This is a genomic window from Mycobacterium sp. DL99, assembly GCF_004762045.1.
Taxonomy (GTDB): domain Bacteria; phylum Actinomycetota; class Actinomycetes; order Mycobacteriales; family Mycobacteriaceae; genus Mycobacterium.
On record NZ_SJOM01000007.1, the window covers coordinates 3,603,759 to 3,617,604 of the forward strand.

At 64.3% G+C, this 13,846-nt stretch carries 14 protein-coding genes; 10 read left to right on the plus strand and 4 right to left on the minus strand.

What is annotated here, in order from left to right; genetic code table 11:
- Positions 1-16: 16 nt before the first annotated feature.
- The 5 genes from EYZ64_RS17765 (at position 17) to EYZ64_RS17785 (ending at position 6,078) form a co-directional block, all read left to right on the plus strand.
- Positions 17-451 (plus strand): cupin domain-containing protein, encoded by a 435-nt coding sequence (locus tag EYZ64_RS17765; RefSeq protein ID WP_135455251.1) that lies wholly within the window; start codon positions 17-19, stop codon positions 449-451.
- The gene (locus tag EYZ64_RS17770) at positions 451-1,428 is read left to right on the plus strand and encodes an amidohydrolase family protein (protein ID WP_135455253.1); all 978 of its coding nucleotides are present in this window, start codon (positions 451-453) and stop codon (positions 1,426-1,428) included. Before EYZ64_RS17765 ends, EYZ64_RS17770 begins: the two co-directional genes overlap by 1 nt.
- Complete coding sequence (locus EYZ64_RS17775; RefSeq protein ID WP_135455255.1) at positions 1,428-2,516, plus strand: NADH:flavin oxidoreductase/NADH oxidase; 1,089 nt, start codon at positions 1,428-1,430, stop codon at positions 2,514-2,516. The genes EYZ64_RS17770 and EYZ64_RS17775 overlap by 1 nt, the downstream gene beginning before the upstream one ends.
- A gap of 227 nt (positions 2,517-2,743) precedes the next feature.
- Entirely contained in the window at positions 2,744-3,190 is a 447-nt protein-coding gene (locus tag EYZ64_RS17780) for an MmpS family transport accessory protein (RefSeq protein WP_135455257.1), read from the plus strand.
- A complete protein-coding gene (locus tag EYZ64_RS17785) occupies positions 3,187-6,078 on the plus strand; it encodes an MMPL/RND family transporter (protein WP_135455259.1) in 2,892 nt (963 codons plus the stop codon). The genes EYZ64_RS17780 and EYZ64_RS17785 overlap by 4 nt, the downstream gene beginning before the upstream one ends.
- A gap of 117 nt (positions 6,079-6,195) precedes the next feature.
- Here the strand turns inward: EYZ64_RS17785 and EYZ64_RS17790 are convergent, their stop codons facing one another.
- Together EYZ64_RS17790 and EYZ64_RS17795 are read right to left on the minus strand one after the other, a co-directional pair.
- Positions 6,196-6,618, minus strand: a complete 423-nt coding sequence (locus EYZ64_RS17790) for a hypothetical protein (RefSeq protein WP_502703019.1) — start codon at positions 6,616-6,618, stop codon at positions 6,196-6,198.
- A 193-nt stretch (positions 6,619-6,811) separates the two neighbouring features.
- Positions 6,812-7,108 (minus strand): hypothetical protein, encoded by a 297-nt coding sequence (locus tag EYZ64_RS17795; protein ID WP_286175046.1) that lies wholly within the window; start codon positions 7,106-7,108, stop codon positions 6,812-6,814.
- 148 nt (positions 7,109-7,256) lie between these two features.
- Between EYZ64_RS17795 and EYZ64_RS17800 the strand changes: the two genes are divergently transcribed.
- Together EYZ64_RS17800 and EYZ64_RS17805 are read left to right on the plus strand one after the other, a co-directional pair.
- Positions 7,257-7,991, plus strand: a complete 735-nt coding sequence (locus EYZ64_RS17800) for a hypothetical protein (protein WP_286175048.1) — start codon at positions 7,257-7,259, stop codon at positions 7,989-7,991.
- Complete coding sequence (locus EYZ64_RS17805; protein ID WP_135455267.1) at positions 7,988-8,347, plus strand: hypothetical protein; 360 nt, start codon at positions 7,988-7,990, stop codon at positions 8,345-8,347. The genes EYZ64_RS17800 and EYZ64_RS17805 overlap by 4 nt, the downstream gene beginning before the upstream one ends.
- Before the next feature lie 307 nt (positions 8,348-8,654).
- On the opposite strand, the gene EYZ64_RS17810 is transcribed toward EYZ64_RS17805, so the two are convergent.
- Positions 8,655-10,862 (minus strand): cellulase family glycosylhydrolase, encoded by a 2,208-nt coding sequence (locus EYZ64_RS17810; RefSeq protein WP_502703020.1) that lies wholly within the window; start codon positions 10,860-10,862, stop codon positions 8,655-8,657.
- A gap of 124 nt (positions 10,863-10,986) precedes the next feature.
- Here EYZ64_RS17810 and EYZ64_RS32060 point away from each other — a divergent pair, with 124 nt between their 5' ends.
- On the plus strand, positions 10,987-11,199 hold the full coding sequence (locus tag EYZ64_RS32060; RefSeq protein WP_210115525.1) for a hypothetical protein: 213 nt from the start codon (positions 10,987-10,989) through the stop codon (positions 11,197-11,199).
- A 608-nt stretch (positions 11,200-11,807) separates the two neighbouring features.
- Here EYZ64_RS32060 and EYZ64_RS17815 read toward each other — a convergent pair.
- Positions 11,808-12,440 (minus strand): TetR/AcrR family transcriptional regulator, encoded by a 633-nt coding sequence (locus EYZ64_RS17815; RefSeq protein WP_286175049.1) that lies wholly within the window; start codon positions 12,438-12,440, stop codon positions 11,808-11,810.
- Positions 12,441-12,881: 441 nt separating this feature from the next.
- Between EYZ64_RS17815 and EYZ64_RS17820 the strand changes: the two genes are divergently transcribed.
- Together EYZ64_RS17820 and EYZ64_RS17825 are read left to right on the plus strand one after the other, a co-directional pair.
- Positions 12,882-13,283 carry an ester cyclase gene (locus tag EYZ64_RS17820; RefSeq protein WP_135455274.1) on the plus strand — a complete coding sequence of 134 codons (402 nt, stop codon included), beginning with the start codon at positions 12,882-12,884 and terminating at the stop codon, positions 13,281-13,283.
- A 6-nt stretch (positions 13,284-13,289) separates the two neighbouring features.
- Entirely contained in the window at positions 13,290-13,526 is a 237-nt protein-coding gene (locus tag EYZ64_RS17825) for a hypothetical protein (protein WP_286175050.1), read from the plus strand.
- Positions 13,527-13,846 lie beyond the last annotated feature (320 nt).

A 13,846-nucleotide genomic window follows, 5' to 3' on the forward strand; every position in this document is an offset into this window, starting at 1 on the left:
CGAGAGGAACTCGACGATGACCGACAACAACTACCTGACCGACCTGCCGCTCGCCGGTGAACTGGTGGCCACCAACTTCGAAAGTTGGCCCGCGTGGCTCAAGACGGAATTCGCCGACCATGAGTTCGACGGAAACGTCGGATCCCGGCTTCTGAGCGAAGATTCACGCGTACGGGTCTGGGAAATCCGGTTGGCGCCCGGCGAACGCTGGCACGCTCACCGGCACGTGCTCGACTACTTCTGGACCGCGGTCAACGCCGGCAGCAGCCGCCAGCACACCCACGACGGCACCGTGCGCGAGGTCGCTTACCGAGCCGGCGAGACCCGCCACTTCCACTTCGGCCCAGGCGAATTCCTGCTACACGATATCGAGAACATCGGCGACACCGAGCTGGTGTTCACCACAGTCGAGCACCTCGACAGCGCCAACACCGCCCTGGACATCGCATGATGAGCACCAACGTCCGACCCCTCGGTGTGATCGACGTTCACGCCCACTGGCTGCCCCGCCACTTATTCGGTCTACCGCCCGGCGCACCGTATGGACCGATGAATGATCGCGACGGCCAGCTGTATCTCGGCGACCTGCCCCTGTCGATCGCCACCAAGGCGATGAGCGATGAGGCCGCCATCATCGAGGACATGGCCCGCTTGGGTGTGGGCATCCGGGTGCTCTCCGCGCCCCCGTTCGCGTTTCCGCTCAGCGGCGAGACTACCGGCGCCGACTATGCCCAGGCATTCAACAACGCCCTGGCCGATGTCGTCGCCCGGGCCGACGGAAAACTATTGGGACTGGGCATCGTCAGCCTGGGCTCACCGGAACTGATCACCACCCAGCTCACCGCGCTGCGTGACACCGCGGGCATCGTCGGGATCGCCATTCCGCCGGTGGTCGACGGCGGATCCCTGCACCGAGGGGCACTGCGGCACATCGTGTCCGAGGCCGCGCGACTCGACCTTGCCGTGCTGGTTCATCCCATGCAGATCGGCCGCCCGGAATGGGCCGACTACTACCTGGCCAATCTCATCGGGAACCCCGTCGAAACCGCCACTGCGGTCGCAAATCTGGTCCTGAGCGGGCTCAAGGATGAGCTTCCCGCGTTGCGCATCTGCTTCCTGCACGGCGGCGGGTGCGCCCCTGGTCTGCTCGGCCGATGGGATCACGGCTGGCGCGCCCGCGCCGATGTCCGGGACCGATGCGCCAGGCTGCCTTCCGAGGTCATCGGAGACCTGTACTTCGACACGCTGACTCACGATGCACCCCAGCTCGAGCTGCTCTGCAAGATCGCCGGGAAGGACAAGATCGTGTGCGGCAGTGACTACCCGTTCGATATGGCCGAGCCGGACCCGGTGCGGTTCGCCGTCAAACACGGGCCCGACGAAGATGCCTTGATCCGGTCGGCACGCGCGTTCCTGGGCATCGTCTGATGTCCGGGCTCTTCTCCCCGCTGACCCTGCGCGACGTCACGTTCGCCCATCGAGCGTGGATGTCGCCGATGATGCAGTTCTCCGCAGTCGTCGACGGACCGGAGGCCGGCACACCCACCGATTGGCACCTACAGCATTTCGGGGCGCGAGTGATCGGAGGAGTCGCGCTGGCGATGACTGAGGCCACCGCCGTGGACCCCATCGGTCGCAGCAGCATCTACGACCTCGGACTGTGGAACGACGCCCAGGTGCCAGGGTTTCAGCGGTTGTCGCGCTTCATTTCTGACCATGGAGCGGTCCCGGGAATCCAGATCGTGCACGCCGGCCGGAAGGGTTCCACCGGCCGGCCGTGGCCGGACCCCGCCAGAGACAACCAGCCCTGGACGACGTTGGGGCCCAGCCCAATATCCTTCGGCCATCACCCTGCACCCGACGAACTCGGCCACGCCGACATCGATCGAATCGTCTCGGCGTTCGCCGCAGCGGCCCGCCGCGCCGCCGCGGCCGGATTCCGGGTACTCGAAATCCATGGAGCCCATGGCTATCTCATCCACCAGTTCCTGTCCCCGCAATCCAACCGGCGCACCGACGAGTACGGCGGAACGCTGGGAAATCGAATGCGCTTCGCCCTGGACGTCGCTGCCGCCGTGCGGTACGCATGGCCAGACCACCTACCGCTGTTCTTCAGGGTCTCTGCGACCGATTGGCTTGCCGACGATACCGATGACCCGCGTCCCGGTTGGACCGTCGCGGACACCGTCGCCCTCACCATCGAGCTGAAGAAGGTGGGCGTCGACCTCATTGATGTCTCCTCCGGAGGAGCAGTTCCGGACGCCAGGATTCCGGTGTCGCCCGGCTATCAGGTCCCGTTCTCCAAACGCATCCGGGCCGAGGCGGACATCTCTACCGCGTCAGTCGGGCTGATCACCGAGGCTGAACAGGCCGAAGCGATCGTCTCCGGCGGCGAGGCCGACGCAGTGTTCCTGGGACGCGCCCTGCTTCGTAACGCAAATTGGGTTCGCGACGCGGCCCGACACCGTGGGTTGACGCTTCCGTACCCGCCCCAGTACACCCGCGCGTTCACCTGAGCCCACCATGTCGTCCGCCGGTGCGGAGCTGCCCGGGTTGCACGCGGCTGAACCCGACCGATGGCCAGAACAAACGCCTCATTCCCTGCCGCACACAGCAATCTGCCAGACATCGATGGGTTGTGGTGTCCGGCCCAGTGTCATACCGTGTCAACCTAGTTGATTAGTAGTCCTAGGGGAGTGTTCTCACGGTCCGCGCCTGCCACCGCGCATTGAAAGGGTCACGGATGCAGCGGTTTTCGATCGGACGCCGGCTGATCCGACGCTGGATGTATCTGGTGGCGGTGGTGGTGATCGCGCTGGCCGGTTTCGTGGTGTTCCGCCTGCATGGCATCTTCGCATCCGAGGACGTCACGTCGACCCCCAGCGGCTCCGGCAACGACATCGTTCCGTTCAACCCCAAGCACGTGGTCCTGGAGGTTTTCGGGCCTCCCGGCACGGTGGCAACCATCACCTACCTGGACGTCAACGCCCAACCCCAGCGCGCCGACGCCGTCACGCTGCCCTGGACCTACGACACGACCACCACCCAGCCCGCCGTCGCGGTAAACGTTTCCGCGCAGGGCGACAGTGACTCGATCGGCTGCCGGATCAAGATCGACGACGTGATCAAGGACGAGAGAACAGTGAACACCGTGAACGCCTTCACCTACTGCCTGGACAAATCCGGATGAGCACCCAGCGGGTTCCGGATCTGATCCGGCGGTTCTCGGTGCTCATCGCACTGTTCTGGCTGGGCCTGGCGGTGGTGACGAATGTTTTCGTGCCACAGCTGGAGACCGTCGCCGAGTCGCACAACGTGTCGCTGAGCCCGCGGGATGCGCCGTCGCTGCAGGCCGCAAAGCGGATCGGCAAGGTGTTCGACGAGTTCGATTCCGACAGTTCGGCAATGATCGTCCTGGAGGGCGATCAACCGCTCGGCGCCGACGCGCACCACTACTACGACGGCTTGGTTCAAAAGCTCCGGCAGGACACCAAGCACGTCCAGCACATCCAAGATTTCTGGGGCGATCCGCTCACGGCGGCCGGCTCGCAGAGCGCCGACGGCAAGGCAGCGCTGGTGCAGGTGTACCTCGCCGGCAACCAGGGCGAGTCGTTGGCGAATGAGTCCGTCGATTCGGTGCGTCGCATCGTCGATGAGACGCCGTCGCCGCCCGGCGTCCGGGCCTACGTCACCGGCGCCGCTCCCCTGGTCACCGATCAGTTCGAGGTGGGCCGCCACGGCACCCTGAAAACCACGCTGATCACCCTCAGCGTGATCGCCGTGATGCTGTTCTCGCTCTACCGCCGTCTCACCACCGTGTTTCTCGTCCTCTTCACCGTGATGATCGAGCTGACGGCATCCCGCGGCGTCGTCGCCGTGCTCGCGAATGCCGGCATCATCGAGCTGTCGACATACTCGACCAATCTGCTGACGCTCTTGGTCATCGCGGCCGGAACCGACTATGCCATCTTCATTCTCGGCCGTTTTCACGAAGCGCGTCACGCCGGTCAGGACCGCGTCTCGGCGTTCAACACGATGTATCACGGAACCGCGCACATCATCCTGGGTTCGGGCCTGACGATCGCCGGTGCGGTGTTGTGCCTGACGTTCACCCGGCTCCCCTACTTCAACAGTCTTGGCGTGCCTGCCGGAATCGGTGTCCTCGTCGCCGTGGTCGCGGCACTGACCCTGGCCCCGGCGCTGCTGGTGATCGGCCGGCACTTCGGCCTGTTCGAGCCGTCCCGTCCGATGCGCACCCGCGGGTGGCGACGCATCGGTACCGCCGTGGTCCGCTGGCCCGGGCCCATCCTGGTGGTGACGATCGCCATCGCGCTGATCGGTCTGCTCGCCCTGCCGAGATACTCCACGAGCTACGACGCCCGGCCCTACATGCCGGCCGGCGCCCCGGCCAATGTCGGTTATGCGGCAGCGGAACGTCATTTCTCGCAGGCCCGGCTGAATCCCGAACTGCTGATGGTCGAAACCGACCATGACCTACGCAATCCCACCGACATGATCCTGCTGGAGCGCGTCGCCAAGGCGGTCTTTCACACCGACGGCATCGCTCAGGTGCAGTCGATCACCCGCCCGCTCGGCACGCCGCTGGACCACACGTCGATTCCGTTTCAGATAAGCGCGAGCAGTGCGGCCCAGATCAACAATCTGCCTTTCCAGCAGGCCCGCACCAACGATCTGCTCAAACAGGTGGGCGTGATCAACAACTCGATCGAAATTCTGCGGCAGCAGTATGCGCTTCAACAGCAGTCCAGCGCCATCACCGACGAGCAGAGCAAGGCGTTCCAACAGACGGTCGCCACGACCAAGAACCTGCGCGACAAGATCGCCGACTTCGATGACCAGTTCCGCCCGCTGCGCAATTACTTCTATTGGGAGCCACACTGTTTCGACATCCCGATGTGCGCGGCACTGCGGTCGGTATTCGACGCCCTCGACGGCATCGACGCGCTGACCGAACAGCTGGGCAACGTCTCGGGCAGTATCGCCAAGCTGGATGCGCTGCAGCCGAAGTTGCTGGCGCTGATTCCGCCTCAGATCGCCAGCCAACAAGCCAACCGTGACCTGACGATGACGAACTACGCCACCAATTCGGGACTCAACGACCAGAGTGCGGCGGCATTGCAGAACGCCACCGCCTTGGGCCAGGCATACGACGCATCGAAGACCGACGACTCGTTCTACCTGCCGCCGGAGGCGTTCACCAACCCTGAATTCCAGCGTGGACTCAAGCTTTTCCTGTCACCGGACGGCAAAGCCGCCCGCATGATCATCACCCACGAGGGCGATCCCGCTACGCCCGAAGGCATTTCGCACATCGACGCCATCAGGCATGCCGCGCAGGATGCCGTCAAGGGCACTCCCCTGGCCGGGTCCAGGATCTACCTGGCCGGTACTGCCGCCACCTACAAGGACATTCAGGACGGCGCCAGGTACGACCTGATGATCGCGGCAATCGCGGCACTCAGCCTGATCCTTCTGGTGATGATGTTCATCACCCGCAGCATCGTCGCCGCGATCGTCATCGTGGGCACTGTGGCACTGTCCTTGGGCGCGTCATTCGGGCTGTCCGTGCTGATCTGGCAGGACATTCTCGGGATCGACCTGTACTGGATCGTTCTCGCGTTGGCCGTCATCCTGCTGCTGGCCGTGGGGTCGGACTACAACCTGCTGCTGGTGTCCCGGTTCAAGGAAGAGATCGGTGCCGGCCTGAACACCGGCATCATCCGGGCGATGGCCGGCTCCGGTGCGGTGGTGACTTCCGCCGGTCTGGTGTTCGCGGCCACCATGGCCTCGTTCGTGTTCGCCGACTTGCGGATCCTCGGTCAGATCGGCACCACGATCGCCCTCGGTCTGTTGTTCGACACGCTGATCGTGCGCTCGTTCATGACGCCGGCGATCGCCACCCTGCTCGGGCGCTGGTTCTGGTGGCCGCTGCGGGTGCGTCCCCGCCCCGCGAGCCAGATGCTTCAGCCCTACGGATCGCGTTCGGCGGTACGTCAGCTCCTGCTGTGGGAGGACGGAGACCCGATCGCCGGGTCGTCACGCCCCAACAAGGCCTAAGCCGGAACTGTCCGAGAGACTGAAATAGCTTGTCCTTCACCGAAACTGCACTCAGGGACAGAAATTGTGCCGATTCTGACCCTGAGTACAGTCTCGGCGACGATCCGGACGTCCGGTTCAGGCGCCCACCTGCGCCACCGGTTCAGAGACCAGCGTCGGCGCTGACGGCAGCTTTCCCTTCAACGCCGCGACCCGGCGCAGCTGCGCGGCGATGTTCATCGACGTCAGCATCGGGATCCCCCCGATGAACGTCCGGAACGAGGGGTTGCCGCCGTGGACGTGGAGTTCGTACAGACAGCCGACCACGTAGAAGAATCCCATGCTGAACAGGACGGCGGGCATCGCGTACGCCAGCGGGGATCTCGCGTCATTCACCAGCTCGGTCGCGTAGTCGAACTCGTCCTGGGACATCGGCTCGCGCTTGCGCAGTTTGGCCAGCACCGCCTTGTGCGCGCCCACCTTTTCGCCGAGCGATGCGGGGGTGCGGCGCTCCAACCGGCCGATGTACACGAAGACGCACGCGGCGAACGTCGCTGCCATCACGCCGGCAAGAATCGTGAGATCACCCCAGACGCCGAGATCCACGTGGCCGCTCCTCTGCTTGCTGCCCGGACGTCGCCATCGGCCCGAAATGCGACAGCGCCGGATTACCTAGAGCCGCTAACAACGCTACCGCAGGTTCGACTCGCGCAGACAGCGGTAACAGGTCTTTCGCAGGAAAGCCGGCCGGGTGCTACTCGGTGTCGTCGAAGGCTTCGAGGCGCTGGCCCACCCGAGCCAGCGCCTCGTCGAAGATCTCGACCTTGTCGCCGCGCTTCTCGTTGGCCGGTTGGGCGGCGCCACGGGCGCCCTCGGCCTCAACTCGGGCCGCACCCTGGCGCCGCAACAGGCTGAAGTTCTTCTCACGTACTTGTCTGAGCCGGCTCTGCAGGTCCTTCAGCGACTTCTCGTCCATGCGTGCCAGAGCCTCGGGATGGCTCTCGGCGATCAACGAGCTTTCCTGCTGGGTCAGGTTCACGTGGTTGCTCACCAATGATTCATAGCGCGCCCCGGCTACACGGGGAAGGGATTAGCCATGTGAGGCAACACCAGGCCGTGGAATTGCAGTTCTTCGGCGCGCCGGAACCGGCATCGGACGCAACCGGCGCGATGATGCAGATGTGGTTGATGATGCGAATGTGACAAACGTCGTGCCGGCGCCCCAGGCATCCGGGCCGGAGCCTGACGAGGATCGGGGTGAACCACAGACGGTTGCCGGCTCGCAGCAGCAGCGCGTGTGGTCAATGCCCAAGCCCGCGGTGACGCGCAAGCAGGCCGACGAGGTGGGACGAATCGCGCGCAATGCCGCCACGGCGGTGATCCGGTTCGTCGCCGACATTGCTCGATATGGCGCCCACGCCGTGAGGCAGTTGTCTCGCGCGATCGAGGCGGTACCGCCGACCGTCCGCCTGCTGACCCTGGTGGGTGTGACGATGCTCCTGGGCATCGTCGGCGCAATCGCACTGCAGAACTCACTCGGCCTGGCCTGCATCGTCGTGGTGGTCCCGGTGTGCTCGATCACCCTCGGCGCGCTCGGACACCGTTGGTACAACGGACTCGGCATCCAGCCCATGGCGCGCGAGGAAAACCCGGCCGCCGCAACCTCGGCGCCGGAGCTGCAGCGTTCGGTCGAATATGTCGACAAGAAGCTCACCGTCGCCCTCAACGCATTCAGCGCTGACCGTCAGCAACACGCGATGATCGCGCTGTTCCAGGCCAAGACGGCCATCGAACTCACCCTCGGGACGGAGCCGGACGCGGCGAGCGACATCGACGCGCTGCTACCTGCGGAAGACCACGACCCACGGCCGCGCATCAGGGCAGGCTCCGCGCCCAAATCCTTGCGAGAAAGCAATTCCCTGGCGGCGTCATGACCGACGGGCACACCCTCTCCGGCCAGGTCGCGCTGATCGAGGACGACCACACATTGGTCATCAATCGCGGCGCCCAGGCAGGTGTCGTGCCCGGCATGATCTTTGCCGTGCACTCCGAGTCGGGTCAGGTGATCACCGATCCCGAATCCGGCCGGGAATTAGGCAGACTCACGCGCGAGAAGCTTCGGGTGCGAGTGTTCGATGTACAGCCACTGTTCTCCCGCGCACACACATTCGCCAGGACCGATGACTTCTACGGACTGTTTCAGGCGACGGCCGTGGTCACGGTAGACGTCGGCGACAGCCTTGAACTGGTGGTAGACGAAACCGGGTCTCGCCGGGCCACATCCGGTTAGTTCATTCCCGCCCGCTTCCGACGGCCGGCCTGTATCGCACACTGCCGCGGACCGCGCCGGCAGAGATGTAATACACCGGCGGATGCATATCTACCCCCGACGGGTACGAGAAAGGCGGCTCCCGATTTCCCGGAAGCCGCCTTTGACCTGCCACCACATCTGTCGGGCTGACAGGATTAGGACCTGCGACCACTTGACCCCAGTCGGACTTCGGCCGAATCTGGCTGTATTCCAACATGTTTGGATAGCTCCGGGCCAGGAGAAATGGTGTCAACCCGGGTGCCGCGAACTCCCTCTGCCAGGTCGCCTACACCGTCGTTGTGGCGGCCCCGCCTTCGTTACCGGTCACGACGACAGTGACCGTGGTTGCTCCTTCGTCTGAAGCGATCACCAATTGGGGAGCGTTGGGGTCCGAAACAACGTGCCCACCGGTGACCGTCACCTGATAGCCGTTCGGGAACTCGATCTGTGGCGTCGAGATGATGGTCTGCGAGCCGGCGGCGAAATTGCCCGTGCCGTCCGCTCTTTCGGTGGAGTAACTGAACTTGAAGGTGTTGTTGTTGAACGACCAGGCATTCGGGGTGCCGGAAACTACCTGTGGATACGGCTGGGCGAGGACCTTCAGCTTGGCGGTGTCGACATTGTCGCCGACCGGCGGCAGGTTGGGGTCCTTCACCAGCCACTCCGCGTCCGGTGAACCGGTTATGTCGCCTTGACCGGTGTAAGCCCAATCCGTCCAACCGATCTGAGCCTGGTTGGTGGCGTCCATCGGAGGGATGAGTGTGCCGAGATCCCTAGGGGATCCGATCGTTCCGAACTCTGTCAGCATTGCCGGGATACCGTGCGCATCCGCGTAGGCCACAGCCATCTTCGTGATTCCGGCGACGTCGGGGAAGCAACCCGAGCCCGCTTTTGCCAGGCAGTAGGCGTGATATGAGAAGACGGTGTATGGGATGTCCAGGGTGCCCAGGTGGGTGGGCACGCCGAAGTTTATGAGAGCGTTCGGCTCAAAGAACACCGGTGTGTTCGGGTCGACGGCTCGGATCGCCATCCCCGCCTGGTTGTAGAACGGGGTCAGCACCTGAGCGTCGAAGTACGGGACGCCAAGCATGGACAGCAGCGACTGGCCGGCGGTCGGGTACGGCTCGTTCATGATTTCGTAGCCGATCACGTTGGAGTTTCCGCTGAAGTAGAAGGCTACGTTTTCCAACATCAACGAGTAGTTGTTCTGTAGCCCAATCCCATTCGGTGATTTCTCGTTCGCCCAGAACGCACCGATGGCGTTCTGCGCCGCGGGATTGAGGAGCGTGCTGATCGGGAAGCCGCCCACCTGAATGTTGGGTAGCCCGCCGGTGTTCACCGCCCACGGCGGCGCGCCTTCGCCCCCGAGTTCGCTGCTGTAGCCGTCCTGGTGCAAATCGATGATCGTGTAGATGCCGTGGCTGGCCAACATCTGCACCGTCTGGTTGATGGAGGCCAGGTATTCGGTGTCGTAGACGCCGGGCTCGGGCTCCACGGCGGACCAGATGACGCCCAGCCTCACCACGTTGAAACCGTTGGCCTGCAGGAACGCTGCGTCGTCCTCGCTGAACCCATTGGCGGCCGGATCGTACGGCGCCAGCTTGTAGACCTCGTTGACCCCATGCAGGATGACGACCTGCCCGTCACTGTTGGTCATCCACTTGCCGGTGGTCGAGAGGGGAGGCAGACCGCCGGTACTCGGGGGCCGTACCGCGGCACCGGTGACGACGCCGTAGTGACCGACCGCGCCATGGGTGCCGAACACGCCCACGGCACCGCCGGCCCCACCCAGGGCCGGCAAACCGAGGGGGTTGCTGCCGTCGCCGGCGTCGCCACCGTCACCACCGTTGGCGAACAGCCCGGTGCCGGCGCCACCGTCACCGCCATAACCGCCTGAGGCACCGGTACCGCCATCGCCGCCATCACCGCCATCGCCGCCGATGCCGATCAATCCCATGGCCTGACCGCCGGCTCCGCCGTTGCCGCCTTTGACGCCGGGCGCCCCGTCCCCGCCGTTGCCACCGAACCCGCCGTCGCCCATCAGCATCCCGCCGGTCCCGCCGGCCCCGCCGTTGGCACCGGCGCCACCGTCGCCACCACTCCCCCCGTCGCCCAACAATCCGGCGCGACCGCCGATGCCACCGGCAACACCGGTCTGGTCGCTGTCCCAACCATCGCCACCATCGCCCGCCAACAATCCGCCGGCACCGCCGTTCGGGTGAGCGGCGGTACCGGCCGCACCGTCCCCTATCAGATATGTGCCGGTCATGGTGTTGATTGCGCCGTCCACCTGCTCGCCGATATCGCTGGCAATCCAGTTCTCGACAGCGGTGTGGATCGGGGTGTAGATCATCCGCTCCAACGACGGGGGCGCCGCGGTCTGCGTCGTGGTGTGCGTCGTCGTCTGCACCCTTCTGGTGACGGCCGCTTCGGGCTTGAGTGCCGCGCCGAAGGCCTCACGGCCGGCGGCCAGCACCATCGAGACCAGCTGCATGTCCACGGGCGCGGTCGGCGTGTCGCCCGCAATGCCCACCCCAGCCGGTGTTGCCGACGGCGCGGGTGGGGTTGCCGGACTCACCTTGGCTGACGACGCCGACTCCTGAGTCCTTGTCGCGCTGTTGAACATCTTCTTCGCCGCAGCCAGCCGCGGCGACTCGTCAGGCGTTGTCGCGCTATTGAACACCTCCTTCTCCGTGGCCGGCCGCGGCGGCTGGTCAGCCGTCGTCGCACTGCTGAACACCTTCTTCGCCGCAGCCGGCCGCGGCGACTGGTCAGGCGTTGTCGCGCTACTGGACTTCTTCTTCGCCGCGACCAACGACGCCGACGGCTGAGCCGTTGTTGCGCCGCTGGCCGTCTTATTTGCCGAAGCCTTGGATTTGCCGCTCGCATCGGACCTGAGTTTTTCCGAATTGCCGGACGCCGCTTTCAACGCTTCGGAGATCTTCTTCGTCAGTCCATTCGCCGAGACACCATCGCCTTGCGCAGGGGTCCTGTGCGCAGAGTCTTGAGGCGACGAATTCCTCGACGACCCGGCTCCGCCGTCGTCGGCCATTGCGTTGGCCGGCAGTGCGAGCGCGACCGCACCTCCCACTCCGAGGAAGAGAGCAAGGGCACCGACCCGTCCGATGAACTTGGTGTATCCACCGGATGGCGCGCCGGGCGAGCGCCGAGCGTTCCCGCCACGACGCTCGATTGAGCAGAAGTCGGTCGGGTGATCTATCGCCATCGTCGGGTCGGCCTGGTGACTCATGGTTCTCCTCGAATGGTTGTCGTTACACCTTGCAACTACAAAGTGTTACGACAAGAAATGTCATGGAAGCCACAGTCACGAGCAATAGTGATGCAAATCACACATCGTGGAGGATCGCAGGCAATCCGCATGACGTCATCGCGGCCCGAGGCCCCGCTGGTGGACCAGACCCGTTGAGGTTTCGATCGACTACTGACCGGGCGGATCGACCTCAGCCGGATGCTGGTCGGCAGTGGTGTCTTGCACCAGGATCCCGAGCAGCAAGATGTCAGTCATCGACGCAGCGAAACCATCGAGATCGGTCACGCCGCGAATACACACGGCACTGATCGCGGCGCCCACGATCAGATCGAGCAACACCTCGGGGTCGACGTGTCGCAGCGAATGACCATTGCGCTCCAACAATCCCGCGAGCCCAGCGATGATCGATACATCGTGCCGCTCGGCGAGTTTGGGCTGAAGGGTCGGATCCGAACGCATGTCGAGCATCAACCCCGGCATCGCCTCGCGCGCCGCCGGTTCACCGATGAAACGGAGAATCCCTCGCATCGCGCCGGTTATCTCGGAGAAGGCGCTCATCGCGTCAGCCTCGATATACGGGGCGTCGGCGGGAAACACGGCGTCATAGACCACGTGCGCCTTCGACGGCCAGCGACGGTAGATGGTCGGCCTGCTGATGCCGGCCGCTTCAGCTATCGCATCCATGGAAGTGCCGCGGTAGCCCTTCTCGACAAGGAGCTTCCGGGTTACTGCGAGAACCGCTCCGTCGACGTCCGGATCACGGAACGGGCCCAAGCGGTGCTTCGGGTCGACGCGTCCCACCGAACTCTCTCTCCTCGGGCGCATACACGGGAATCAGCGCAGTTCAGCGTAACATCGCCGTGACTGCACATAACGCCAATGATGCCGGGGACCGGAATCCTGATGGCCGCGAAGGCATTAACGGCAGATGCGAGACGGTCAATCTCGAGAGCTCCGATATCTGTGGCTCGACCACAGTGATCCGCAATCTCAGCAAAGCCAATGCCAGTGTGCTGTGCTACCCGGAAGTTCGGGGTCCGGTAATCGGCCCCGACGGCGGGGTGTGGAGGTGAAGGGCCCCAGGGGCACACATAGTCACCCAAGCGCACGGCGCGCGAGAAGTCCTCGATCAAGGGCGACGCCACTCGCATCGAGCGGCTGGCAGCGTCGTTCGCGAGAGCTGCCTCTTGCGCGCATCCCAAAACCCCTACGGCCACGGCAGCAGAGTGGGATCGTGCAGACATGCGATCAACAGAGATCGTCACCGCATTCTGGAACGACGTCTGGAACGCCCACGAAGCCGATGCCGTCGGCCGCTTCGCCGCCGCCGACGTCGTCATCGAAGCAGGCGGTCAGAAAATTTCGGGGCTGGACAACGTCAAACACTGGGTGCAGCAGTTCCTCGACCACGTCAACGACTTGCACGTCAACGCACTCGAGACCTTTCAAAACGAGGATGGCACCCGCGTGACCTCCCGGTGGGTACTGACGGGGACCAATAACGGCATCCTCGGCACCGAACCCGACGGTAAACCGATCGCCTTGACCGGCACAGCCGTCTGGTCCGTGGCCGACGGCAAGCTACAGCACGGTTGGGTCGAACAGGCCTCATTCGAGCTGTACCACTTGTTGCTCTCGAAGTAGCACGCTGTGCGGGCACGACTCGGGCGGCGTGCGATGGCAGCGAGCGCGCTCGCGCTGTCCGCCATCATCGGCGCGCCGAGCGCCTCGGCCGAACCGATCGCGACCTGCACCAGCGACGTTGTCGATGGCGTCGAGGTCGATTACTGCGTCGGCAACCCGAACGCGAACACGGACACCGTCACCGGGGTGCCGGGCGTCAACGTGGACTTCGAATTCGGTTTGGGAATCGGTCTGGGCTTCTGAGCCTCGCGTCCGCGCATCGGAGTGTTTCGAATCATCCCGATTTTTGCCCGTATCAACGACGTTGGTTTTCGCTAGCGTCTAGCGATCGTCGCAATGCGGGAGGAACACGGTTGAGAGCAAAACACACGGGCAGGTGCCTTTGATGTGTTGCATGGCTGGCGCTGAGGTCCTGCCGGACCCCCACTAGACGGAACGCCGCCTCAATTCCTCGCCTTTGTTCACCGTTTGAAAACTCGACCCGTCGATGCGGCAGAGCCCCTTCACCACAGGGATCGCAAAGCTCTATGTCACTACCGAATCTCAACCACGAGAGGCGTATT